The organism is Nocardia sp. NPDC059177, from assembly GCF_042755165.1.
GTDB lineage: Bacteria > Actinomycetota > Actinomycetes > Mycobacteriales > Mycobacteriaceae > Nocardia.
Map to the genome: position 1 here is coordinate 201,632 of NZ_JBHZBX010000005.1, position 23,520 is coordinate 225,151.

Below are 23,520 nucleotides of genomic sequence, written 5' to 3' on the forward strand. Positions count from 1 at the left end.
GAGTTGCGATGGTCGGCCGAAATCCGAGCCATCGACCACCACGCTGTCTGTGGGGTAGCGCGGTAGTCGACGGCGCACTGGTGAGCTCGCTGATCCCATGTCGTCAGCGGGGCAGCGCCTGTCGCTCTCGGTTCATCACTGTCAGAGCCGCATCGGCCGCGTCGAGTTCGATCCCCGGCTGCGCGTTTGCGGCGGCGGCGAGATCGGCGAGCAGGCCGACGTCCTTGCGGAGCAGATCGCCTGCGCGCACGGCCAGGCCGTCGAGGGTGCCGCCGGAGGCGACGACGCGGCCGAGGGCGAAGCTGTCGGCGGTGCCGTGAGTGATGACCTCGCCGAGGCGCGTGGTGTCGAGGCCGAGGTCGGCGCCGAGGCGCAGGGTGCCCTGGGCGGTCGCGAGATTCGCGGTGAACAGCAGGTTGTTGAGCAGTTTGGCGAACTGGCCTGCGCCTACCTCGCCCAGGTGCACGATCGGGTTCGCGTAGGTCGCGAACACCGGGCGGGCGGCCTCGACGGCATCGCCGGGACCACCCACCATCACCAGGAGCTTGCCCTCGGCGGCGGCGGGACCACCACCGCTCACCGGGGCGTCGATCACCGAGACACCCTGGCGGGCAGCGGTTTCCGACAGTTCCCGGCAGGTGTCCGGATGGACGGTGGAGTGGATGGCCAGGATCGAGCCCGCGGTCATGCCCGCCAGTACCCCGTGCTCGCCGGTGACCACCTCGCGGACATCGGCGTCACCGACCACGCACACGCAGACGAGGTCGGCGGCCGCGCCGAGGGCGGCGGGGGTGGCGGCGGTACTCGCCGCGGTGTCGGCGTAGGGCTCGAGTGAGGCGGATCGGCGCGCCCACAAGGTGGTCGGGTAGCCGGCCTCGACGATGCGCCGGGCCATCGGCCCGCCTTGACTACCCAGTCCGATGAATCCGACGCGCATCAGTGCGCCTTCTCTCTGTCGACGTTTCGGTCGACGACGGGCGCCGGTGCAGCGGAGACCGGCGCGTCTGCCGGGGGAACGGGCGCCTCTGCCAGTGGAACGGGCGCCTCCGCCGGGGGAACGGGCGCCTCCGCCGGGGGAACGGGCGCCTCCGCCGGAGAGACGGGCGCCTCTGCCGGAGAGACGGGCGCCGGTGCCGGGCGATAGAACGCCGCCAGCAGCCCGACGGTCGCGGCGACACCGAGCCCGAGGGCGAGGAGTCCGCCCGCCCAGCCGGTGACGGTGATGTCGAAGGCGTGATCGAGGGAGGCGCGGCCCGGTCCGAGCGCACCCAGCGCGATCGCCACCACGGCGAGCACCAGGACGTACTCGTAGCCCTCCTTGAATACGAAGAACCCGTTCTTGCGGTGCGCGAGCAGCCCAGCCACCAGCATCACCCCGACCACCGCGCCCGCGCCCAGCGGCGTGCCGAGACCGAGCACCAGCAGCACCCCCGCGCCGATCTCGGTGACCACACTCGCCCACGCCTGCAACACACCGTTGCGCAGGCCGAGCCCGGTGAACCACCCGGCGGTGCCGGCGATCTTGCCGCCGCCGAGCCAGTGGTTGATCCCGTGCGCGATCATGGTGGCGCCCACCACGACTCGCAGCAACAGCAGGGCAGTATCGGTCGCGTCCATCACATTCACCTCTCCGGCGGCACCGTGCCGCCGTCCAATTGTGGTGTAGGACCGGTGAACTCGCCGTGTTCGGCGGTGACCAGGCATTCCTCGGCGAAGGCGAGGAGGCCCAGGTGGTAGGCCGCGGCGGTATTGCCCACACTGATGTTGTGCGCGGTGTTGGGCTGACGGTTGAGCACCACCCGTGGCGCGGCGGTGAACAGCGCGCCGACCTCGGCCAGCGCGGTCACGTCGTTGCACCACACCCGCTCGTGATCGCCTGCCGTGAACCGCACCGGCACACCGATTCCGGCGGCCAGCGCCGGGAAGACCTGGGTCGCCCAGTCGGCGACGGCCTCGGTCTCCGCGGGCGGGGCGGGCACCGCGATCGAGGCGCCGCGGCGGGCGTCGGCGGGATAGAGGCGCGGCGGATTCCAGATCAGGTCGCCGACGCCGGGCGGGCGCGGGGAATCCGGGCCGACGGTGCGCAGGATGCCGGCGCCTTCGGGGTGATAGCGGTAGCCGGTGCCGGCCAGTTCGACCCCGAGCAGGTCGGTGAACCGGGGATCGCCCGCCATCCGCATCGCCAGCTCCGCGCCGGCGGAATGGGCGGTGAGGAACACTCCGGCGCCGCGCGGACGATCGCGCAGGAAGGCTTCGACGGCCTCGAACATCAGGTCCACCCGGACCGCGGCCGGGATCAGCCGGTCGGCATACGGCGCGGAACTGCCGTAACCGGGGCGGTCGGGGGCGAGGACGGTGTAGCCGAGCCGGTGCGCGGCGCGCAGCAGCGACAGCTCCGGATGGCCGGGGCAGTCGAAGTAGGCCGAGGTCGTCGAGCCGCCGTGCAGGGCGAGCAGCACCGCACGCGGCGCGGGGGCCTCGGCGAACAGCGCGGAGACCGGGATGCCGTCGACCTCGGTGACGACGGTCGCGGGCGCGTCGTCGTCACCGACGGCACGGAGTTCGGAATGGGTGAGGGTCACGTCGTCTCGCTTTCCTGGCACCGTCACCCGGCGCGCAGCAGCATCGCACCGCCGGGGGTGAGCCCGCCGCTGGACACCACCGCGACCCGGGCGCCGGGCACCTGTCGTGGTCCGGCATCGCCGCGCAACTGCGCGATCGCCTCGTGCAGCAGGCCCATGCCGTGGGTGCGGCCGTGGGAGAGCTGCCCGCCGTGGGTGTTCACCGGGATCAGCCCGTCGCGGGCGATGTTCTTGCCGCCGTCGAGGAAGTCCGCGGCCTCACCGATTCCGCAGAACCCGAGCGCCTCGATCCAGGACAGGCAGTTGAAGGTGAAGCCGTCGTAGAGCTCGGCCACATCGACATCGCGGGGCCGCAGCTCGGTGCGCGTCCACAGATGCGCGGCCGGGCCGAGCACCTGCGGTTCGTGGGTGAGCGTGCTCTGATCCCATTCGATGCGCTCGACGATCTGGGTGCCGACCGCCTCGACGAACACCGGGGTGCTCGCCAGATCGTCGACGGTGTCGACCGCGGAGACGATCACCGCGACCGCGCCGTCGCACGGCACATCGCAGTCGTAGAGCCCGAACGGGCTGGTGACGGGCCGGGCCGCGAGATAGTCGTCCATGGTCATCGGGTCGCGGTAGACCGCGGTCGGGTCGAGTTCGGCATTGGCACGCTGGTTGAGCGCGATCCAGCCGAGTGTCTCGCGGGTGGTGCCGTAGTCGTGGAAGTGCCGCTGCGCCTTCTGCGCGAGGGTGTGCGCGGCGGAAGTGGCGCCGAAGGGGGTCAGCCAGCTGGCGGTGCGGCCGGGGCTCGGCGTGATCCGGCCCGCCTTCATCTGCTCGGCGAAGGTCGACTCCCAGACCGTGCGGAAGCACAGCACGTGCCGGGCCAGCCCGGCGGCCACCGCGGTCATCGCCGCGATCACCGAACCGCCGGGGCCGAAGGTCTCGATACCGCCGTTGTGCCAGGTCGGCCGGAGGCCGAGGGCGGCTTCCAGCGCGGTCACCCCGCCCTCGCCGAAGCCGCCGAGATTGCCGCCGCCGGGATAGGACGACAGTCCGTCGATATCGTCGAAGGTGAGTCCGGCATCGGCGACCGCGCGCTCACAGGCCGCCACGGTCAGCGCCAGCGGCGGCACCATGAGCCTGCGGCCGATCTGCGACATCCCGATGCCGGTGAGCGCGACCCGGTCCTCGAACTTGTCGCCGCGCACCATCGGCCGGATGCGCGCCGCGAAGTCGCCGGGGGCGATCTCGTCCACCGGCAGCGCGACCGGTTCGCCGTCGACCGGGCGGAACAGTGGCAGCCACACGTCACCGTCGGGCTGGAAGGTGACCTCGACCGGCATACCGAGTTCGAGCGAATCCGGTTCGGCCGCAACGATATTGGTGGTCAGCCGGACTCGGGTGTCCTCGACCGGCGCGACGGTGGCCACCACGTACGGCGGGTCGAGGCCGGGGACGGCGAAACGGTGGTTCACCGTGAACGCGATCAGCGTCGCGCGGCCGGAGAGGTCACGGACGCCGAGGTCGTGACCGCGGCAGTAGCGGCACACCGGCTGCGGCGGGTGCAGCAGCGCGGCGCAGGAACGGCACTCCTGAACACGCAGGACGCCGTCGGCGCCCGCTGTCCAGAAGAACTCGTTGTCGAGTCCGAGCTGGGGCAGCGGCCGTCCGGACGCGGGTGCGTCGTCGCCGGCGGTCACTGCTCCGCCAGCGAGATGGCGCGCTCGGGGCACGAATGCACCGCCTCGCGCACCTGCTCCTGCTGATCGACCGGTACCTGCTCGTCGACCGGTGAGGAATGGCCGTCGATATCACTGAGTTCGAACGCCTGCGGGGCGATCATGGCGCACAGCGTGTGCCCCTGGCAGCGCTGCGCATCGACCTGGACCTTCACGATGAATCTTCCTCTCAGATGTGGTACTCGTACCACTTCAGGTAGCCGCCGCCGTCGACGCGCAGCTGCGTTCCGGTGATGAACCGCGACTCGTCCGAGGCCAGGAACAGCACGGCGTCGCTGATGTCGCGAGTCTCGACGTAGGGGATCGGCATCGCCTGCTGGACACCGAAAGCCGGCTCGGCGTCGGCGCGGGTCGGGTGCTCGAGATCGGGGCGGAACGAGCGATACATCGGCTCGCTCTGCAACATCGGGGTGTCGCAGTTGGTCGGGTGGATCACGTTGGCGCGGATACGCTGTGCCGCGATGTGCAGGGCCAGATGGTGCACGTACTCGGAGAGACCGCGCTTGGCGACGACGTAGGCGATGCCGCCCGGATCGCGGCCGGGCTGGTCGACCTTGGCGATGTCCATCAGCGCCGCGACCGAACCGGTGGCGATGATGGAGGCGCCCTCCTTCAGGTGCGGCAGCGCGGCCTGGATGGTGTTGATGACGCCGATCAGGTTGGTGTCGATGACATCGGACCAGGCCTGCCACTGCGGCGAGCCCTTCATCCCCGCGATACCCGCTTGGGCGACCACGATGTCGAGATGGCCGAATTCGGCGACGCCGTCGGCGACCACGGTCTTCAGCGCGGCGGCGTCGCGGACGTCGACCTGCCTGGTCAGGATGCGGCGACCGGCCTTCTCGACCAGGCGCGCGGTCTCGTCGAGATCCTCGGGCCGCGAGAGCGCGTAGCCGATGGTGTCGATGTCGTGACAGATGTCGACGGCGATGATGTCGGCGCCCTCTTCGGCCAGCCGGACCGCGTGACTGCGGCCCTGACCGCGTGCCGCGCCGGTGACGAAGGCGACTTTGCCTGCTACGCGTCCCATGGGAGTTCCTCTCGTTCGGGGTGTTCGAAGCTCATGTGTTGCGACCGCCGTTGACCCCGAAGATCTGCCCGGTGATGTAGGACGCTTCCTCGGAGATCAGGAAGGCGCACGCCGCGGCGATGTCGGCCGGGGTACCGACCCGGCGGACGGGCGTGCGCTGGATGTGGTCCTCGACCGTGCCGCCGAGGCGCTGTGCCTGTTCGTTCTTGCGCAGCATCGGGGTGTCGATGAACCCGGGCGGCACCGCGTTGACGGTGATGCCCGACGGACCCAGTTCCAGCGCGAGGGCTTTGGTGAGTCCGTTGACCGCCGATTTGGCCGCGACGTAGTGCGCCATGAACGGCTGGCCCGAATGCGTGCTCGACGAGGAGATGTTGACGATGCGGCCCCAGCCCGCCTCGACCATGTCCGGCAGCACGGCCTGGATGGTGTGGAAGACGCCGTGCAGGTTCACATCGATCACGCGCTGCCACTCGGCGAACGACAGCTTCCCGAAGCGCTTGAAGCCGTCGAGTCCGGCCGAGTTCACCAGCACCGCGACGGGGCCGAATTTCGCGCGGACCGCGTCGAGTGCCGCCGCGACCTGGTCGGGATCGGTGACGTCGGCGCGGAAGGCGAAGTCGTCCTCGGCCGCCGGATTCAGGTCCAGGGTGGCGACGTGGAATCCGTCGCCGCGCAACCGTTCGGCGATGCCGAGCCCGATGCCCGACGCACCGCCGGTGACCACCGCTGTTTTCACAAGAATCTCCCTTCCGGATGTGAGAACCGTACTCTCGCAGAGAACCGATTCGCAAGGGTGGCGGGCGAATTCGAGGGCCCGGGCGCGATGTCGGCGAATCGGAGGTTTCGGTGGCCGAACCCTGTTACCGTCCCGCTTGATGCATGTAGCATTCTCGATTGAGAGAATGTGATTTCCACAGGGACTCGGTCCCAGCGAGGAGGCGGGATGTCAACGCAGGAAGTGGCGGGCACGGTGACACGGCGATTGCTCGTCGACGGGCAGCTGCGCGAAACCGGGCGCACGCTCGCTTCGCTCGATCCCGCGACCGGCGAGGTGTACGGTTACGCGCCCGAAGCCGGCGTGGCCGAGGTGGACGACGCCGTGGCCGCCGCGCGCCGCGCCTTCGACGAGACCACCTGGGCGACCAATCCCCGGTTCCGCGCGCGCTGCCTGCGTCAGCTCTACCGCGCACTGCGCGACAATGTCGAGGAGCTGCGTGCGCTGACGATCGCCGAGGTCGGCGCGACGCGCGCGCTGACCGCGGGCAATCAGCTGGAGACCCCGTTCGAGATCGTGCGCTACTACGCCGAACTGCTCGACACCTACGACTGGACCGAGGACCTCGGCAATGTCGAGATCCGTGGCCAGCAGCATCACCGGTGGGTCGAGAAGGAAGCCGCCGGCGTGGTGGCCGCGATCGCCGCCTACAACTATCCGCATCAGCTCGCGCTGGCCAAGCTCGCGCCCGCGCTGGCGGCCGGCTGCACGGTGGTGCTCAAGGGCGCGCCCGATACTCCGTTGGCCACTCTGGCATTGGGCGAGATCATCGCCGAGCACACCGAGATCCCGGCGGGCGTGGTGAACGTTCTCGCGTCCTCCGATATCGAGGTCGGCAAGCGGATGACCACGCATCCGGACGTGGATGTGGTCACCTTCACCGGCTCGACGCCGGTGGGCCGGGAGATCATGGCGGCCGCGAGCGCCACCCTCAAGAAGGTGTTCCTGGAGCTGGGCGGCAAGTCGGCGATGATCCTGCTCGACGACGCCGACTACACCCAGGCGGCGGTGTTCGCGGCGTTCAGTGTGGTCACCCATGCCGGGCAGGGTTGCGCGCTCACCACCCGGCTGCTGGTGCCCGCCGCCGATCACGACCGGGTCGCCGAGCTGGTCGCGGCCAACTTCGCCCATGTGCGCCACGGTGATCCGAACGAACCGACCACCTACATGGGCCCGCTCATCAGCTCCCGGCAGCGCGACAAGGTGCACGCGATGGTCGAGCGCGCGCTCGCCGCGGGTGCCACCCTGGTGACCGGTGGCAAGAAGCTCGATCCCGGCTTCTTCTACGCGCCGACCCTGCTGGCGAATGTCGACCCCGACAGTGAGATCGCCCAGGAGGAGGTGTTCGGCCCGGTGCTGGCGCTGATCCCGTACACCGACGACGACGAGGCGGTCCGCATCGCCAACAACTCGATCTACGGGCTGTCCGGCGCGGTCTTCAGCGCCGACGCCGACCGGGCCAAGGCGGTGGCGCGGCGGGTGCGCACCGGCACCTTCAGCATCAACGGCGGCAACTACTTCCACCCCGACGCCCCGTTCGGCGGCTACAAGCAGTCCGGTATCGGCCGGGAGATGGGTGTGGCCGGGCTCGAGGAGTTCCTCGAGCACAAGACCCTCGCGGAAGTCCTCGCATGAGCGGGCCGTTGACGGGCATCAAGGTGCTCGAGGTCGCGATGTACGGGTTCGTGCCCTCGGCGGGCGCGGTGCTCTCGGACTGGGGCGCCGATGTGGTGAAGGTGGAGCACGCCAGTGGCGGTGATCCGCAGCGCGGGTTGCGCCGGGTGGGCGCCTTCGTGGTCGAGGGTGATCCGAATCCCAATGTGGAGCACGCGAATCGGGGCAAGCGCAGTATCGGCGTCGACATGTCGGTGCCGGAGGGCCGCGAGGTGATCCTGGAGCTGGCGAAGAACGCCGACGTGTTCCTCACCAGTTTCCTGCCCTCGGCACGAACCAAATTCGGCATCGACGTCGACGACATCCGCGCGGTCAACCCGGGCATCGTCTACGCCAGGGGCAGCGCGCTCGGGCCCCGCGGTACCGAATCGGTCCGGGGCGGGTACGACATGACCGCCTTCTGGTGCCGGGGCGGGATCGCCGCGACCATCACCCCGGAGGGCACCGAGGGCCTGATCCAGCCGCCCGGCCCGGCCTTCGGCGACACCATCTCCGGCACCAACCTGGCCGGCGGGATCGCGGCCGCGCTGCTGAAACGCGAACGCACCGGCGAGACCTCGGTGGTCGACGTGTCGCTGCTGGGCAGTGGGCTGTGGGCGCTCGGGCACACGGTCGCGCTGTCGGCGTCGCAGCAGCAACCGATGCGCGCGCCGCGTCCTGGCGTGCACGGCGCGCCGACCAATCCGCTCTCCGGCCTCTACGCCACTTCCGACGACCGCTACCTGTCGTTCGTCATGTTGCAGCCCGCCAAGTTCTGGGCCGATGTGTGCCGTCACATCGAGCGCCCAGAGCTGGCCGACGATCCGCGCTTCGCCGACGCCGCCGCGATCGCCGAACACACCGCCGAGGCGGTGGCGATCCTGCGCCAGGTGATCGGCGCGCGCACCCTCGCCGAGTGGACCGAGCGTTTCGCCACACTCGCGGGTCCCTGGGCGCCGGTGCAGGATTCGGTCCAGCTGCTCGCCGATGCCCAGATCAGGGCGAACGACTACCTGCTGCCCGCCGGCGAGCTCGAGCTGGTCTCCAGTCCGGTGCAGTTCGACGTGGCGCCGCCGCAGTTGCGGCCGGGGCCGGAGTTCGCCGCGCAGACCGAGGAGATCCTGCTCGAACTCGGGCTGGACTGGGATCGCATCATCACGCTCAAGACCGCGGGCGCGGTCACCTAGAAGTCGTCCGGAAGGAGCCGACATGCCGCATGTTGCGTCGATGGGGACGTATCTACCCTGCTGGGGGGACCGGCATCACCGTGTCGTCGGGGACGACGAGGACGCAGTCACCCTCGCGGTGGAGGCCGGGCGCGCCGCGCTGTCCGGCGGTGAACCGGTGGAGCGGGTGGTGCTGGTCAGCCGCGATCTGCCGCTGGTGGAGAGCAGCAATACCGCGGTCCTGCTGGCCGGGCTCGGGCTCGATCCCGAGCTCGAGGTGACCGAACGGCTCGGTGGCGCCCCGGCCACCCTGGACGCGCTGAGCTCGGCCCGGCCACGCACGCTGGTGATCGGTGTCGACCTCGAGCCCGCGGGCGCGGCCGCCGCCTGGATCTCCGACCGCAACGGGATACAGGTGCGTACCACCGCGCGGGTCGCGCGCAGCCTGCCGGTGCGGACCCGCCACGCCGACGGCGTGCACGACTACGGCGATCCCCGGCTGCTGCGCGAGCGCGGGCTGGTGGCCTCGCTGTCGGCGGCCTGGCTCGACACCCCGGTCGCGGTCGCCGGGGTCGAATACAAACAGGCGGCCGCGCTGTGCGGGACGCCGCCGCAGCTGCCGACCACCGGGGCGTCCTCGGCGCTGTTCGCGCTGGCCGCGATGGCGGAATGGGAAGCCGCCGGGCTGCTGGTCGGGGTCGAGCAGGCGAGTTTGTCCGGTGTCACGGTGGTGCCCGGACCGGTGTCGCTGCGGCGGGTCGAGCCACCCGCCCGCCCGCCGCTGGACGGTGTCGTCGAACCGGGCACGGACCTGCCGTTGTCCCTCGCAGCCTACGAGCGTGCCTTCGAGGCGAAAGTGCGCTGGGAGGCGGGCCGCCACGAGGGCACCGACGAACTGGACTTCCCGCCGCGCTACCGGCTGGGCACCGACGGCAGCCTCGCCACCACCTACACCCTGGTGCCGTTGCCGCGCACCGGCACCGTCTACGCCGCGACCACCGTGCGGATGCCGGTGCCCGGCCAGAAGAGCCCGTACACGCTGGTCGTCGTCGAACTCGACGACATCGGGATCCGCGCGCTGGCCAAGGTGACCGGCGCCGACGCGGGCACCGCCGAGATCGGCGTGCGCGGCCGGATGGTGTTGCGCCGGGTGGCGATACGTTCGGGCGTCCCGGACTACGGATACGCGTTCGAGCCGGAAAGGGAAACGGCATGAGAAGAGTCGCTGTCGTCGGCGCGGGAATGACCCCGTTCGCCGAACACTTCGCCTTCGGCCTGAGTGATCTGCTGCCGATGGCCTTCGCCGAATGCGCCGCCTCCGTCGACAAGGGCCTGCACCTCGACGACATCGAGGCCGCGTGGTTCGGCGCGCTGCGCACCACCGACGGATTCCCGTCCGGGATTCTCGCCGAGGCGCTCGGCTTGCCCGACCTGCCGGTGACCCATATCGAGAACTCGTGCGCCACCGGCAACGACGCGGTGCGTAATGCCCTGTACGCCATCGCGTCCGGCGCGGTGGACGTCGCGCTGGTGATCGGCGCGGACAAGCTGCGCGAGACCGCGGAGAAGGACATGCTCCGCGAATGGGAATCGATGACCAGGCATCGCGCCTGGGACTACGAACTGGGTCTGTTCGCGCCGGCCGGGTTCGCCCTGCACGTGAGCCGGTATCTGCACGAGTCACCGGCCACCCGGGAGCACCTGGCCATGATCGCGGTGAAGAATCACCGGCACGGTGCGCGTAATCCCAAGGTGCGCTTGCCATTCGAGATCACCCTGGAGCAGGCGCTGCAGGCGCCGATCGTGGCCGACCCGTTCGGGGTGTACGACTGCGCGCCGCAGAGCGACGGCGCCGCGGCGCTGGTACTGGTCAGCGAGGACGTCGTCGACCGCTACACCGACGCGCCGGTGTGGGTGCGCGGGGTGGGCCTGGGCCTGGACTCGATCATGGTGCAGCACCGCCCGGATCTGACCACCTTCCCGGCCACGCTGCGGGCGGCTCGGCGTGCCTTCGCGATGGCCGGGCTCGCGCCCGCCGACATCGACGTGGCCGAAGTGCACGACTACTTCACCGGCATCGAGCTGATGAGCTACGAGGATCTCGGCTTTGCCGAGCGATTCGAGGCCCACAAGCTCGTCGAGACCGGGGCGACCTCGGTCGGTGGCGCGATGCCGGTCAATCCCAGCGGTGGGCTCAAGACCAAGGGGCATCCGCCCGGCGCCACCGGTATCGCCCAGTGCGTTGAACTGTTCGAGCAGTTGCGCGGTACCGCGGTGAACCAGGTCGAGGGCGCGCGAATCGGGTTGGCGCACAATCTCGGTGGACCGACCGCGGTGGCGGCGGTGACGATTCTCGAGGGCCCTGCCCGCTGAGTCCACGACACACGAGAGCCCGGTCCCTGGTAGCGGGACCGGGCTCTCGTGGTGTCAGAGGGAGTGCCAGACCGTGAGCCGGGTGCGGGCGGAGTCGGCCGCCGACGACACCGTCATCCGGCCGTCGGCGGCGCGGGCACCGAGTTCGGCCAGCACGGTCGACGGTTCACCGTCGAGCACGAACACCGACAGGTAGCGGGCCTCGTCCGGTCCACCCCTGGCCAGCTTGTGGCGTTCACACGACACCACACCGGGAATGGTGAGCATCTCCGGGATGTGCACGTCGGTGTACCAGCGGTTGTATTCCTCGTCCATCCCCTCGTACGGGGTGGCGAACACCATCAATCGAGCGGTCATGGCGGTCCTCAGCCGTGCAGGCGGGTGTAGGCGGCCGCGTAGTCGGCGCGCGAGCGGGTGGAGACGTCGACATCGGTGGCGGTGGCGCGCAGCGCGCCGACCGTGGCCCGCTCGCGCGGGATGTGCCCGAACGGATTCCAGTTGAAGTGCCGGCAGGCGTTCTCCCAGGTGATCTTGTGGATGTCGTCGTCGTCGGCACCGGCGGCCAGGAGTTCCTCGAGCACGAACTCCGGCGCGTTCGGCCAGATCGAATCCGAGTGCGGGTAATCGCATTCCCAGGCGATGTTGTCGATGCCGATGTCGTGGCGGAACTTCAGCGCGGTCCGGTCGGTGACGTAGCAGGCGAGCACGTGCTCGCGGAACACCTCGCTGGGCAGCTTGCCGCCGAAGTCGCGGCGCAGCCAGCGCTGATTGGTGTAGTGCCGGTCCGAGCGGTCCAGGAAGAACGGGATCCAGCCGACACCGCCCTCCGACAGCGCGACCTTCAGCTTCGGGAAACGCCGGAAAGCCGGTCCCCACAGCAGGTCCTGGGCAGCGATGAGCGAAATGCTCGGCGCGAGCACCATGAGATTGTCGATCGGGGCGTCCGGGGCCAGGCGCAGCACGCCGAAACCCTGGCCGATGTGCAGGTTCATCACGGTGTCGTTGTCCTGGAGCGCCTGGAACACCGGCGCCCAGTAGTCGATGTCGTGATAGCTGGGCAGGCCGTCGATGTGCGGCAGTTCGGGCATGGTCACCGAGTGACAGCCGCGCGCGGCGAGACGTTCGATCTCGGCGACCGCCAGCTGCGGATCCCACATGGGCAGGATGCCGATCGGGATGAAACGGCCGGGATAGGCGCCGGCCCAGTCCTCGATGTGCCAGTCGTTGTAGGCCGAGATCATCGCGACGGTGATCTCGTCCTGGCCGCCGCGACTGAGATGTCCCGCGCTGAAACCGGTGAAGGTGGGAAAGCACATGGAGGTGAGCACGCCGTTGGCGTCCATGTCGCGCACGCGGTCGTGCACGTTGTAGACGGCGGGGCGCATCTCGGCGTAGCCGGCCGGGTCGCGGCCCCATTCCTCGGCGGGCCAGGTGACCACGGCATTGAGTCCGGCGACGCCGGTCGGCCGGTCCCGGTAGATCCAGTGGTCGATGCCCTTGTCGTCGGCGATCACCCGCGGGGCGTAGTCGGCCCATTTGCGGGGGACGTGGTGGTCGAACATGTCGAGTGGCTCGACTACGTGGTCGTCGATGCTCACGAGTATCAGGTCGTCGGTCTTCACGGGACTCCTCGCTCTGTCAGGTGCTGCGCCGGGATCGCACGGTCGAATAGGCGACCCGCCTAGCGAGAATGAAATTCTCGCAATTGGAAAAGCATACCGCACGACGGCGGCGAAATCGCCTGAAGATGTGCTGGATCGGTGCGCGATAATGGCCTATTTGCGGGACTGATAGGTACCATGGCAGACAAGAATGACATTCTCATCTGGAGGGGACATGACTGCTCGCAGGTATCCACCCACCACTGTCGTCTGGGAACTCAACCCCCGTCGCGACCGTCCAGGCCCCCGCCGGTCGGTGGCGCCGGTCGCTCCCGCGCTCGACACCACCGCCTGCGCCGAGCTGATCGACGATCTCGCCCTGCTCGGTGTGGGCGCGGTGGAGATCGGCGGTGGCGAACCCACCGAGCGCGCCGATTTCTGGGAACTCGCCGACCGGATCCGCGCGCGCGGAATGCGTCTGGCCTTCGACACCGACGGCACCGGGATCACCCCGGCGGTGGCCCGGCGCCTGGCCGGCGACCACCGGCTCACCGCCCGGATCCGGCTGGCCGCACCCACCTCCGCCGCCGACGACGCGATCCGCGGTCCCGGCGCGTACCGGGCGAGCGTGCGCGCCATGGAACTGCTCGCCTCCAGCGGCGTCTACGAATTCGAGCTCACCGCACCCCTGACCCGGCACAGCGTCGATCACCTCGACGCCCTGGCCGGTGTCGCCGGGCTGTTCGGCGCCCGGTTGCGGCTGACCGGCGACCGGCCCGTCGCCGCCGCCCCCGACGCTGGGCAGCGGCGTGCGCTGGCGGCGTGGCTGCGGACCCGGCACGGCGAGATCGGCCTCGGCCCGCACCCGACCGGCGATCTCGCCGAGACCTGCGGCGCCGGTGTCGACATCTGCCGCATCGATGCGAGCGGCCGGGTGTTCGCCTGTCCGGTGCCCAGCGCGGCGCCGCCGGTCGGAACGGTCCGTGCCGCAGGCGGTTTCGCGGCGCTGTGGCAGCAGGCGCCGCTGCTCGTCCACGCCCGTACCGGCGGCTGCCCATCCGCTCCGGCGGTCGCGCGCGGCGCCTAACCGACCCGCTCGTCGTGGGCGGCGCCTGATCGACCCGCTCGTCGCGCGCGGCGCCTGACCGACCCGCTTGTTGCGGGCGGATCGCGGCCGCCCGCGACGACTGGAACGACTTCGCCCACGACCGACGGAAATGACTTCGCCCCGACCATCAGAACGACTCCGGCCGCGTGCTGGTGCGCACGCGGCCGGAGTCGTCTCGGTCCAGCGGTCAGCTCAGCTGATCCTTCATCACCTTCCCGGTCGCGTTGAGCGGCAGGGCATCCAGGAACCGCACCGAGCGCGGCACCTTGTACCCGGCCATCCGGTCCCGGCTCCAGGCGATCAGCTCGTCCTCGGTGACCGGCGATCCGGCCACCACATACGCCCGGCCGACCTGGCCGAGGCGCTCGTCGGGCACCCCGACGACGGCGGCCTGGGCGACCGCGGGATGTTCGAGCAGGAAGCCCTCGATCTCCGCCGGATAGGCATTGAAGCCACCGACGATGAACATGTCCTTCTTCCGTCCGACGATGCGCAGCCTGCCGTCGATGTCGAGCGCACCGAGATCACCGGTGTGCAGCCATCCGTCGGCGTCGACGGCCGCGGCGGTCGCTTCGGGATCGTCGAGATAGCCCAGCATGACCGAATATCCGCGGACCAGTACCTCGCCGTCCTCGGCGATGCGGATCTCGACCCCGTCGCAGGGTTGTCCCACGGTGGTCGCGATCTGCTCGAAGGTGTCACCGGGCCGGGAGGCGGTGGCCGTGCCTGCTTCGGTGAGGCCGTAGCCGGTCATGATGGACCGGAACGGCAGTTCCTGGGAGATCCGGCGGATGAGCTCCACCGGGATGTCGGCAGCGCCGGTGACCGCCGCACGCAGCGAGGACAGGTCACGGGTGCCCTCGGCCGCCAGCAGCGAGTGATAGAGGGTGGGCGGGCCGGGCAGCATCGTCACCCGTTCGCGTTCCACCAGATCCAGGACCGTGTCGACATCGAAGACCGGCACCGGCAGGACGGTCGCGCCCCGGATGAGCGAGGCGACCAGGCCTGCCTTGTAGCCGAAGGTGTGGAAGAACGGGTTGACGATCAGATACCGGTCGCCCTCCCGCAGATCGGCCAGCTCGCACCACTCCGCGTAGAGTCGCAGCGTCTGGCGGTGATTCATCATGACGCCCTTGGGGCGCCCGGTGGTTCCCGAGGTGAAGATGATGTCGGCGACATCGGTGGGCGCGACAGCGCATTCGTACGGCTCGCCCGACTCCAGGAACCCGGATTTCAGATCGAACACCGGCACGTCGGTGACACCGGCGTAATCGGTGCCGAGGAAACCCTGTTCCACCAGCACCGCTTTCGCCCCGCTGCGCCGGATCACGTCGGCCGCCTCGCCCGCCTTGAACCGGGTGTTCACCGGGACCAGCACCGCGCCCGCGGTGAGTACGCCGAACGCCGCGATCATCCACTGCGCGGAATTCGGTGCCCACAGCGCCACCCGATCGCCCTTGCCGATACCCGTGGCCGCGAGCGCGCCCGCGGCCCGGCGTACCCGGGCCGCGAGTTCGGTGAAACTCAGGCGCAGCTCGCCGTCGACGACCGCTTCGGCGGCACCGAAGCGGTCGGCCGCGCTCGTCACCAGCTGCGGGAGGGTTTCCCAGCTCATACCTTCAGCAGCCGTGCGAGATTGCCGCCCATGATCTTGGCCTGGTTGGCCTGCGGCATGTCCTTGAGCTCGTGGATGTAGCGGGCCGGCTCGGCCAGGCCCTCCGGATGCGGCCAGTCCGACCCGAACAGCACGTGGTCGACGCCCATCACATCGGAGAGCCGTTGCAGGTCCTCCTCCCAGAACGGGCTGACATAGAGGCTCTGCTTGATGGCCTCGATCGGATCGCGGAAGCCGAAGCCTTCCGGCGCCTTCTTGTAGACGTCGGAGAGCTGCTGCAGCAGCGGCTCGAGCCACGCCGAACCGTTCTCGATGACGGCGATCTTCAAGTCGGGGAAGCGATTCAGCGCACCGTGACACACCCAGGAGGCGACCGCGTCGGTGACCGGCCGCCACTGGTTGGTCATCGCGAAGGTGTTGGTCTGGAACGGCAGCATCTCCAGGCTGTTGCCCTCCCATTCGGCGTCGAAGCGGGAGTAGCCGCTGTCGGAGGAGTGCATGGTGACCAGCACGTCGAGTTCGACGACCCGCTTCCAGAACGGATCGAACTCCGGCATCGCGAACGAGCGCATGCCCTTGTAGCCGGGCACCGGCGCCGGCCGCACCAGGATGGCCTTGGCGCCGTGTTCGACCACGGCCCAGTTGAGTTCGGCGATGGCGCGTTCGACGATCGGCAGGGTGATCACCGGGACGGTGAAGATGCGCCCGGAGTGGACGAAGCTGCCGTCCTGGCCCCAGTCCTCGAGCATCCACCGGTTCAGCGATTCGATCACCGCGTGGATGAGTTCGGGATGGTGGCGCATGCGCTCCTCGACCAGGCTGGCCAGGGTCGGGAACATCAGCGCGCGCTGCAACTGGAGATCGTCCATGACCTGTAGCCGGGCCTCGGGATTGCGGAAGGCGTCGATCGCCTTCATCGACTTGCCGAAGATCTCGCGGCGGCTCTTGCCCTCGGGATTGCCGTGCTTGAAGTACTCCTCCATGGCGCCCGGCCGCGCGACCACGTCGAAGGTCGGGTTCGGGATGTACTCGCTGATCTGGCCGAGCACCGCGATCTTGGTGCGGCCGTTGATCTCGATGTACTGGATGGCGCCCTCGTACTGCTTGGGCAGGTGCCGGGTGAGCGCTTCCTTGGTCTCGTAGAGATGGTTGTCCGCGTCGAAGAGCTGATAGGGCAGCTCGATCTTCGTCATGTGGATCCTCCTTACCGATTTGTGAGAATCATATTCTCTTCACGATTGAACGGCAATGTCCTCGTGGTGCGCGGCCAGGTCGCGGCGCACCACGAACTTCTGCACCTTGCCGCTGGCGGTGCGCGGGAAATCGGCGACGACATGCACCTGTTCGGGCCACTTCTGCTTGGCCATCCCGGCCGCGGCGAAATGCGCGCGCAGCTGGTCGAGGGTGGGATCGGGGTGGCCGGGCAGCAGCCGCAGCACCGCGGCGGTCCGCTCACCGAACCGGGGATCGGGCACCGCGACGGCGACCGCCTCGGCCACGCCGGGCAGGGCGAGCAGGATCTCCTCGACCTCGAGCGCGCTGATGTTCTCGCCGCCGCGGATGATCATGTCCGACTTGCGATCGGTGATCGTGAGATAGCCGTCCGCGTCGAGTACGCCGATGTCGCCGGTGTGGTACCAGCCGTCGTCGTCGAAGGCGGCGGCGGTGAGCTCGGGTTCGGTGTACCCGAGGCACAGATCCGGTCCCCGGCTGAGGATCTCGCCGTCGGGGGCCAGCCGGATCTCCACGCCGGGCAGGGTGTCGCCGTCGGTGAACAGCCGCTTGGTGGCCGGCGCGGTATGGCGTGACCCGGTGATCGACGGGTGCTCGGTGCTGCCGTAGGAGCGGTAGACGGTGATGCCGGTGTCGTCCAGACGCCGGGTCAGCGCGGCGGGCACCGCGGCACCACCGAGGCCGGCGTAGCGCAGGTACGGCAGGTGCGCGTCGGTCCAATCCGGGTGATCGAGCAGGCTGGTGACGTAGTACGGCACACCGCCGCCGACGGCGAGCCGCTCCCCGGTCATCAACGCGAGAACCTGCGCCGGATCCCACACGTCGACCAGATTGATCGGTGCCCGGTCCAGGACCGGGATGAGGAAGGCGTTGACCATCCCGATGAAATGCCCGACCGGTGCTGCGGTGATCTGGTCGCCGCGGTCGGCCGGGTAGATCCCGGCCAGCTGGCGGGTCTCGTGTCCGAGCGTGTGATGGCTGTGCACCACGCCCTTCGGCGCCCGGGTGGTGCCGGAGGTGAACGCGATCAGGGCGGGCCGGTCCGGGTCCACCGGCAGGACGCCGGTGAGTGGTTCGTCGTCGAGCAGGTCGTCGAAATCGCCACCGACCACGCCGGTGATCGGCACCTCGCGGTACACCTCCGGCGCGAACTCCGTGCTGCCGAACCGGTCGGTGGTCACGAACACCGCCGGCCGGACCGCCGCCAGGATGTGGGTCAGTTCCCGCCTGCCGTAGAAGTGGACGACCGGGACGACGGTCGCGCCGAGGAACGACGAGGCCCAGAAGACGGCCGCGGCCTCCATCCAGTTCGGCAGCTGGAAGGCGACGATGTCGCCCGGTCCGACGCCGCGCCGGCGCAGTCCGGCCGCGAGCCTGCGGGCGAGGTGTTCGACCTCGCCGACGGTGCCCGACCACGGCCGGACCGCGGAGTGCACCCGGAACGGTGTCCCCGGCGCGGCGCCGAGACCCTCGGCGAGCAGGTCGCCGAGGGTCTGTTCGGTCCACCAGCCCTGTTCGCGGTAGTGGCGGGCCAAGTCGGGTGGGATCGTGCGCATGCGGCGGACTCCTTCATCGGCGCGCCGAGCAGGATGCGGCACGGCGAGCATATGGTTCTCCCAATCAGAGAAGCACATTTGCGCAGGGGCGAACAAGAGTGCTGCGGCTGCCTCGCCGCCACCGGCGATCTCCGGCCGACCTATCCAACCTTCGTGTCAATGAGATTCAGATCACATCTCACCGTTCATTGAGAACCTTCCTCGCGCCCGCGAGAATCAAATTACGGTGTGCTCGGCAACGACGTTCCGGGGTGCGGTGCCACCGCGAAAACGGGGATGAAGATATGGCTACTTGTCAGGGCGTTCATTCGGTCAATCGGTGGCGCGCCCACGCGCACCGGCATCCGCTACGGCACCGGCTGGCCGTGGTCGGGCCGGATGCCGCCGATATCGTCCGGCACGCGGGCGGCTGGCTGTTCGACCGGGCCGCCGCAGGCTGGGAGGTGACCGCGCTGGTCGCCGACCCGGTGAACGTCGGCCCACTGCAGATTCTCGGCGCCACCGTGCTGGACCTGCGTCAATCGCTCTCGACGCCGCGCCACGACCTGTGGCCGACGGCCGTCGCGGTCTCGGTGCACAGCTTCCGCACCGAACCCCAGGTGCGCGCCGGTGTGCTCGACTGCCTCGACCTGGGCCTGACCGAGGTCGCGGTCTGGGGCGACGACCTGCCCGACGAGCTCGAAGCCCGGGTCGGCGCGTCCTGTCACCGGGTCAGTGTCGCCGCCCGCGCCTTCAAGTCCTGCGCCCTGACCGCGGCCGGCCTGTCCGGTGCGACGGTGCCGCCGGTGGAATCCTTCCGGTCCGGTGCCTTGCTGCCCCCGTCGTTCCGCGGGGAGATGCGCGACCTCGTACCGCTGGGTTAGTCCGCTCGCCGCCGCCGTGTTCGACGGCGTCGGCACAGTCATGTCCGTGTTCGGCGTGCGCTCGCGGCGCGCCGACGTGCTCCGATGATGATTGACGAGAATCCAATTCTCTCAAATCGGTTGTACGACTCTTGACGTGACCGCGAGACGTAGCTCACTATGGAGAAGTTCATTTCCGGGAGCTACCCGAAAGATCATCTATGACGATCCCCCGCGAAGTTGCGGTCCCCCAGGTGAGGTCGGCGACCCGGGAGATCTCCGCCTGGTGGCGCGGCTATCTGCGACGTCATCCGGTCGCCGCGCTGGAGACCGTCGGCGGGCAGTTCATCCTCGGTGTGCGCGCCGTGCAATACCTCGTCACCGACATCGCCACCGGGCGCTTCGCCTTCGGTGAGTTCGTCCGCCAGTCGGCGTTCATGTCCTCGGCGGCGGTCCTGCCGACCATCTTCGTCTCGCTGCCCATCGGGGTGACGCTGTCCATCCAGTTCGGACTGCTCGCCGGTCAGGTCGGCGCGACCTCGCTGGCCGGGGCGGCCAGCGGACTCGCGGTGATCCGGCAGGGCGCGCCGATGGTGGCCGCGTTGCTGATGGCCTCGGCGGTGGGCTCGGCGATCTGCGCCGACCTCGGCTCCCGCAAGATCCGCGACGAACTCGACGCGATGGAGGTCATGGGCGTCTCGGTGGTGCGGCGGCTGGTGGTGCCCCGGGTCGCGGCGGCGGTGCTGGTCGGTGTCTCGCTCACCGGCGTGGTGTGCTTCGTCGGCTTCCTGGCCGGCTACCTGTTCAACGTCTTCGCCCAGAACGGCGCACCGGGCAGCTTCGTGGCGACCTTCGCCTCCTTCGCCACCGTCGGCGACCTGTGGCTGACCCTGGTCAAGGCGGTGGTCTACGGCATGATCGTCGCGGTCGTGGCCTGTGAGAAGGGCCTGCACACCGAAGGCGGTCCGGCCGGTGTGGCCAACTCCGTCAACTCGACGGTGGTCTCCTCGATCCTGCTGCTGATGCTGGTCAATGTCATGTTCACCCAGCTGTTCATGATCCTGTTCCCACGGCAGGGCCTGTGATGGCGACGCCGTATCGCCCGCTGGGCACCCGGACCGTCGCGCGGCTGTCGCGGCGCGTGGGCGTCTCGATCATGCGCCTGGGCCACATGATCAGCTTCCTGCTGCGCGCGCTGTTCTCCATCCCGGTGATGCTGCGCCATTACCGCACCGAGTTCCTGCGGATCCTCTCCGACATCACCTGGGGTAACGGCTCGATCGTGGTGGGCGGCGGGACCGCCGGGGTGATCATCGTGCTCGGTGCCGCCGGTGGCGCCATCGTCGGGCTCGAGGGCTACAACGCACTGCACCTGCTCGGCATGGAACCGACCATCGGCCTGATCGCCTCCACCGCCTCGACCAGGGAACTCGCGCCGATCATGGCCTCGCTGGCCTTCGCCGCGCAGGCGGGCTGCCGGTTCACCGCCCAGCTGGGCGCGATGGGCATCGCCGAGGAGATCGACGCGATGGAGTCGATGGGCATCCGGTCGGTGCCCTACCTGGTGAGCACCCGGCTGCTGGCGTCGATGGTGGCGATCGTGCCGCTGTATCTGGTCTGCCTGGCCGCGAACTACCTGGCCGTGCAGGTCGTCGTCGGGATGTCGGGCGGGCTGTCGGCGGGGACCTACGAGCACTACTTCCAGCTCGTGCTCAACGGTCCCGACATCGTCTATTCGCTGGGAAAGGCCGTCGTCTTCGTGATCATCACCTCGACCGTGCAGTGCTACTACGGCTACTACGCCGCGGGCGGACCGCAGGGCGTCGGCATCGCCGCCGGACGGGCGATGCGCGCGGCGATCTCGCTGATGATCATTGTCAATCTGCTGCTCACAGTGGCGATCTGGGGCATCGGCGCCAGCGCACGGCTGGGTGGGTGAGCTCGTGTCGGTGCTCTTCGAGAAGGACGGACGCGGCCCGGCGGGCTGGATGCTGCTGCTGCGCGGCTGCGCGGTGCTCGTGGTGAGCACGCTGGTGGTCACCGTGCTGCTGCTGAAGTCGACCGGGCGCTTCGACGAGAAGGTCGAGGTGATCGCGGTACTGGAGCAGCTGGGCGACGGTCTGCCCACGCGCTCGGATGTGAAGTTCCGCGGGATGCTGGTCGGGATCGTCGACGGGGTGACCCCGGCGAACGGCGGCACCACCAATCGCGTCAGACTGCTGCTGGACCCTGTTGCGGCCCAGGGTATTCCGCGTAACGTGACGGCACGGGTGGTGCCCAGCAACGTCTTCGCCGTCTCCTCGGTGCAGCTGGTGGACAACGGTCCCGGCCCCGCGCTGACCGCGCACACCGAGATCCCCCAGGACACCAGCCTGTCCACGGTGCAGCTACAGACCGCGCTCACCAAACTGCGCGAGATCATCGCTGCCACCGCGCGCATCGGCAGCGCCGACACGATGGGTGTGCTGGCCGCCGTGGCCGAGGCCACCGACCGGCGCGGCGACGACCTGGTCGGCGCGGGCGCCAAGCTCGACCGCATCACCAGGGAATTCGACGCCCTGCTCACCCCCGACGGCGGCCCGCCCACCCTGACCATGCTGGCCGATTCGGTCCGCGGATTGACCGCCGCCGCACCCGAACTGCTCGACGCGCTGCACCAGGCCGTACTGCCGATGCGCACCTTCGCCGAACAGCGCGAGCAGCTGACCGGCCTGCTCAGCGCGAGCGGCACCACCCTCGGCACGGTGGGCGCGACCCTGGACCGCCGCACCGACCAGCTCACCGGGATCGTGCACGAGATGGGCCCGGTGCTGGACGTATTCGCGGCAGGCTCACCGTCGTTCACCCAGGTCGTGCTGAGCATCCGCAAGCTCTCGGACCTGTGGTTCGCGGAGTTCTGGAACGCCGACAGCCCGCGTGGCCGTGGCAAATTCCAGTTCCGGCTCACCCCGCACACCCCCTACACTCGCGCCGACTGCCCCCGCTACGGCGAGCTGGCCGGCCCGAGCTGCGCGACGGCACCGACCTCGATACCGGTGGAGGAGCTGCCCCAGACCATGGACCCGCGGTCCTATCCGACCGCGCCCGAGCTGGCCGGCGACCTTCCGCAGGAGATCAAGACCTTGATCGAACAGGCACTGGGCGGCACCCACAACGGCGCCGAGGCGCTGCTGGCCCCGCTTGCTGGCCGACGGTCCGCTGCCGATGGGAGTCCCGCGATGAGTTACCGCAAATCGCTCATCGGAGTGAGCCTGTTCGTCACGGTCGCCATGGCGCTGATCTGGATCACCTATGTGACCCTCGACCGTGGCATCAACGGCGACACCAAGTCGTACTCCGCGGTGTTCGCCGATGTCAGCGGCCTGCGCGTCGGTGACGACGTGCGGATGGCCGGGGTCAGGGTCGGGCGGGTCGACGGCATCGAACTCGCCGGTGTGCAGGCCCGCGTGCGATTCCGGGTGGCCGAGGACCAGGTGCTCTACGGCAACACCAAGGCCTCGATCACCTACCAGAACGTCATCGGCCAGCGCTATCTCGGTCTCGCCCTCGCCGAGTTCGGTGACGCCGCGCCGCTGGCCGCGGGCGCGGAGATCCCGCTGGAACACACCGAACCGTCCTTCGACATCTCCGGACTGCTCAACGGTTTCGAGCCGTTGTTCGGCGGACTCGACCCCGCGCAGGTCGACAATGTCACCGGTGCGCTGATCAAAGCCCTGCAAGGCGATCAGACCTCGCTGGTACTGCTGGTCGAACAGGTGTCCTCGCTGGCACAGTCGCTGGCCGGCCCCGACCAGGTGCTCGGCGCGGTGATCACCAATCTGAGTCAGGTGGTCGGTGATCTGGCGCGGCGCAGCGGTGAGGTGAGCGGGCTGATCAGCCAGTCGCGCGCGATCATCGGCGGCCTGGCCGAGCACCGCGACGAACTGCTCGACACGCTGGATTCCGCCTCGCTGGTCACCGGCCGGATGGCGGGCCTGCTCGACGCCATGGAACCGGACCTGAACGCGATGCTCTACCGCGAGCCCGGCTTCACCCGGCATTTCGCGGAGAACAAGGAGAACTTCGCCTATCTCGGCTTCAATCTGCCCGCGCTGATGAAGGGCCTGGCCCGGGTCAGTCAGGAGGGCGCGTACCTGAGCACCTACCTGTGCAACTTCAACATCACCCTGCTGCCCTCGCTCGAGGCCCTGGTACCGACGGTGGTCGGTCTCGCCACGCCGAGCGGGCAACCCGAGTATTCACCGATCTGCAGGTGA

At 69.4% G+C, this 23,520-nt stretch carries 21 protein-coding genes; 9 read left to right on the forward strand and 12 right to left on the reverse strand.

The annotated features are described in order from the left end of the window. Window positions 1–103 precede the first annotated feature (103 nt). Genes ACFXK0_RS08865 through ACFXK0_RS08895 form a run of 7 tightly spaced genes read right to left on the reverse strand, consistent with a single transcriptional unit; the run spans window position 104 to window position 6,078 of the window. Window positions 104–937 (reverse strand): NAD(P)-dependent oxidoreductase, encoded by an 834-nt coding sequence (locus tag ACFXK0_RS08865; protein ID WP_379409421.1) that lies wholly within the window; start codon window positions 935–937, stop codon window positions 104–106. Next, complete coding sequence (locus tag ACFXK0_RS08870; RefSeq protein ID WP_379409422.1) at window positions 937–1,617, reverse strand: DoxX family protein; 681 nt, start codon at window positions 1,615–1,617, stop codon at window positions 937–939. Before ACFXK0_RS08870 ends, ACFXK0_RS08865 begins: the two co-directional genes overlap by 1 nt. 5 nt (window positions 1,618–1,622) lie before the next feature. Next, entirely contained in the window at window positions 1,623–2,582 is a 960-nt protein-coding gene (locus tag ACFXK0_RS08875) for an alpha/beta hydrolase (RefSeq protein WP_379409423.1), read from the reverse strand. A 23-nt stretch (window positions 2,583–2,605) separates the two neighbouring features. Further along, the gene (locus ACFXK0_RS08880) at window positions 2,606–4,270 is read right to left on the reverse strand and encodes an OB-fold domain-containing protein (RefSeq protein ID WP_379409425.1); all 1,665 of its coding nucleotides are present in this window, start codon (window positions 4,268–4,270) and stop codon (window positions 2,606–2,608) included. Further along, window positions 4,267–4,464, reverse strand: coding sequence for a ferredoxin (locus ACFXK0_RS08885; RefSeq protein ID WP_379409426.1), 198 nt, complete (start codon window positions 4,462–4,464; stop codon window positions 4,267–4,269). The genes ACFXK0_RS08880 and ACFXK0_RS08885 overlap by 4 nt, the downstream gene beginning before the upstream one ends. A gap of 14 nt (window positions 4,465–4,478) precedes the next feature. Then, window positions 4,479–5,339 (reverse strand): mycofactocin-coupled SDR family oxidoreductase, encoded by an 861-nt coding sequence (locus ACFXK0_RS08890; RefSeq protein ID WP_379409428.1) that lies wholly within the window; start codon window positions 5,337–5,339, stop codon window positions 4,479–4,481. Window positions 5,340–5,370: 31 nt separating this feature from the next. Further along, on the reverse strand, window positions 5,371–6,078 hold the full coding sequence (locus ACFXK0_RS08895; protein ID WP_379409429.1) for an SDR family NAD(P)-dependent oxidoreductase: 708 nt from the start codon (window positions 6,076–6,078) through the stop codon (window positions 5,371–5,373). Between the two features lie 207 nt (window positions 6,079–6,285). Between ACFXK0_RS08895 and ACFXK0_RS08900 the strand changes: the two genes are divergently transcribed. Genes ACFXK0_RS08900 through ACFXK0_RS08915 form a run of 4 tightly spaced genes read left to right on the forward strand, consistent with a single transcriptional unit; the run spans window position 6,286 to window position 11,309 of the window. Continuing rightward, complete coding sequence (locus tag ACFXK0_RS08900; RefSeq protein WP_379409430.1) at window positions 6,286–7,752, forward strand: aldehyde dehydrogenase family protein; 1,467 nt, start codon at window positions 6,286–6,288, stop codon at window positions 7,750–7,752. Beyond that, a complete protein-coding gene (locus tag ACFXK0_RS08905; protein ID WP_379409431.1) occupies window positions 7,749–8,957 on the forward strand; it encodes a CaiB/BaiF CoA transferase family protein in 1,209 nt (402 codons plus the stop codon). Before ACFXK0_RS08900 ends, ACFXK0_RS08905 begins: the two co-directional genes overlap by 4 nt. A 22-nt stretch (window positions 8,958–8,979) precedes the next feature. Next, on the forward strand, window positions 8,980–10,152 hold the full coding sequence (locus tag ACFXK0_RS08910; protein ID WP_379409432.1) for an OB-fold domain-containing protein: 1,173 nt from the start codon (window positions 8,980–8,982) through the stop codon (window positions 10,150–10,152). After that, window positions 10,149–11,309 (forward strand): thiolase family protein, encoded by a 1,161-nt coding sequence (locus ACFXK0_RS08915; RefSeq protein ID WP_379409433.1) that lies wholly within the window; start codon window positions 10,149–10,151, stop codon window positions 11,307–11,309. Before ACFXK0_RS08910 ends, ACFXK0_RS08915 begins: the two co-directional genes overlap by 4 nt. Before the next feature lie 54 nt (window positions 11,310–11,363). On the opposite strand, the gene ACFXK0_RS08920 is transcribed toward ACFXK0_RS08915, so the two are convergent. Together ACFXK0_RS08920 and ACFXK0_RS08925 are read right to left on the reverse strand one after the other, a co-directional pair. After that, window positions 11,364–11,666, reverse strand: coding sequence for a hypothetical protein (locus ACFXK0_RS08920; protein ID WP_379409434.1), 303 nt, complete (start codon window positions 11,664–11,666; stop codon window positions 11,364–11,366). A gap of 8 nt (window positions 11,667–11,674) precedes the next feature. After that, window positions 11,675–12,931 carry an amidohydrolase family protein gene (locus ACFXK0_RS08925; protein WP_379409435.1) on the reverse strand — a complete coding sequence of 419 codons (1,257 nt, stop codon included), beginning with the start codon at window positions 12,929–12,931 and terminating at the stop codon, window positions 11,675–11,677. A gap of 214 nt (window positions 12,932–13,145) precedes the next feature. Here ACFXK0_RS08925 and ACFXK0_RS08930 point away from each other — a divergent pair, with 214 nt between their 5' ends. Next, window positions 13,146–13,997, forward strand: a complete 852-nt coding sequence (locus ACFXK0_RS08930; RefSeq protein ID WP_379409436.1) for a radical SAM protein — start codon at window positions 13,146–13,148, stop codon at window positions 13,995–13,997. A gap of 208 nt (window positions 13,998–14,205) precedes the next feature. Here the strand turns inward: ACFXK0_RS08930 and ACFXK0_RS08935 are convergent, their stop codons facing one another. Genes ACFXK0_RS08935 through ACFXK0_RS08945 form a run of 3 tightly spaced genes read right to left on the reverse strand, consistent with a single transcriptional unit; the run spans window position 14,206 to window position 18,422 of the window. Continuing rightward, window positions 14,206–15,633: a FadD3 family acyl-CoA ligase gene (locus tag ACFXK0_RS08935; protein WP_379409437.1), complete on the reverse strand. Its 1,428-nt coding sequence runs from the start codon at window positions 15,631–15,633 to the stop codon at window positions 14,206–14,208. Next, on the reverse strand, window positions 15,630–16,826 hold the full coding sequence (locus ACFXK0_RS08940) for an amidohydrolase family protein (RefSeq protein ID WP_379409438.1): 1,197 nt from the start codon (window positions 16,824–16,826) through the stop codon (window positions 15,630–15,632). The genes ACFXK0_RS08935 and ACFXK0_RS08940 overlap by 4 nt, the downstream gene beginning before the upstream one ends. Before the next feature lie 39 nt (window positions 16,827–16,865). Beyond that, window positions 16,866–18,422 (reverse strand): AMP-binding protein, encoded by a 1,557-nt coding sequence (locus ACFXK0_RS08945; protein ID WP_379409439.1) that lies wholly within the window; start codon window positions 18,420–18,422, stop codon window positions 16,866–16,868. Between the two features lie 284 nt (window positions 18,423–18,706). On the opposite strand from ACFXK0_RS08945, the gene ACFXK0_RS08950 reads away from it, so the two are divergent. From ACFXK0_RS08950 to ACFXK0_RS08965, 4 genes are all read left to right on the forward strand, one after another. Then, the gene (locus tag ACFXK0_RS08950; protein ID WP_379409440.1) at window positions 18,707–19,285 is read left to right on the forward strand and encodes a hypothetical protein; all 579 of its coding nucleotides are present in this window, start codon (window positions 18,707–18,709) and stop codon (window positions 19,283–19,285) included. A gap of 200 nt (window positions 19,286–19,485) precedes the next feature. Continuing rightward, window positions 19,486–20,349, forward strand: a complete 864-nt coding sequence (locus ACFXK0_RS08955) for an ABC transporter permease (RefSeq protein WP_379409441.1) — start codon at window positions 19,486–19,488, stop codon at window positions 20,347–20,349. Further along, window positions 20,349–21,203, forward strand: coding sequence for an ABC transporter permease (locus tag ACFXK0_RS08960; protein ID WP_379409442.1), 855 nt, complete (start codon window positions 20,349–20,351; stop codon window positions 21,201–21,203). The genes ACFXK0_RS08955 and ACFXK0_RS08960 overlap by 1 nt, the downstream gene beginning before the upstream one ends. Window positions 21,204–21,207: 4 nt before the next feature. After that, window positions 21,208–23,520, forward strand: a complete 2,313-nt coding sequence (locus ACFXK0_RS08965) for an MlaD family protein (RefSeq protein ID WP_379409443.1) — start codon at window positions 21,208–21,210, stop codon at window positions 23,518–23,520.

Coding starts and splice junctions, on each gene's coding strand:
- ACFXK0_RS08950 (WP_379409440.1), top strand. CDS start 18,707: ATGGCTACTTGTCAGGGCGTTCATTCGGTCAATCGGTGGCGCGCCCAC.
- ACFXK0_RS08900 (WP_379409430.1), top strand. CDS start 6,286: ATGTCAACGCAGGAAGTGGCGGGCACGGTGACACGGCGATTGCTCGTC.
- ACFXK0_RS08915 (WP_379409433.1), top strand. CDS start 10,149: ATGAGAAGAGTCGCTGTCGTCGGCGCGGGAATGACCCCGTTCGCCGAA.
- ACFXK0_RS08870 (WP_379409422.1), bottom strand. CDS start 1,617: ATGGACGCGACCGATACTGCCCTGCTGTTGCTGCGAGTCGTGGTGGGC.
- ACFXK0_RS08930 (WP_379409436.1), top strand. CDS start 13,146: ATGACTGCTCGCAGGTATCCACCCACCACTGTCGTCTGGGAACTCAAC.
- ACFXK0_RS08940 (WP_379409438.1), bottom strand. CDS start 16,826: ATGACGAAGATCGAGCTGCCCTATCAGCTCTTCGACGCGGACAACCAT.
- ACFXK0_RS08920 (WP_379409434.1), bottom strand. CDS start 11,666: ATGACCGCTCGATTGATGGTGTTCGCCACCCCGTACGAGGGGATGGAC.
- ACFXK0_RS08945 (WP_379409439.1), bottom strand. CDS start 18,422: ATGCGCACGATCCCACCCGACTTGGCCCGCCACTACCGCGAACAGGGC.
- ACFXK0_RS08905 (WP_379409431.1), top strand. CDS start 7,749: ATGAGCGGGCCGTTGACGGGCATCAAGGTGCTCGAGGTCGCGATGTAC.
- ACFXK0_RS08955 (WP_379409441.1), top strand. CDS start 19,486: ATGACGATCCCCCGCGAAGTTGCGGTCCCCCAGGTGAGGTCGGCGACC.
- ACFXK0_RS08890 (WP_379409428.1), bottom strand. CDS start 5,339: ATGGGACGCGTAGCAGGCAAAGTCGCCTTCGTCACCGGCGCGGCACGC.
- ACFXK0_RS08910 (WP_379409432.1), top strand. CDS start 8,980: ATGCCGCATGTTGCGTCGATGGGGACGTATCTACCCTGCTGGGGGGAC.
- ACFXK0_RS08960 (WP_379409442.1), top strand. CDS start 20,349: ATGGCGACGCCGTATCGCCCGCTGGGCACCCGGACCGTCGCGCGGCTG.
- ACFXK0_RS08865 (WP_379409421.1), bottom strand. CDS start 937: ATGCGCGTCGGATTCATCGGACTGGGTAGTCAAGGCGGGCCGATGGCC.
- ACFXK0_RS08935 (WP_379409437.1), bottom strand. CDS start 15,633: ATGAGCTGGGAAACCCTCCCGCAGCTGGTGACGAGCGCGGCCGACCGC.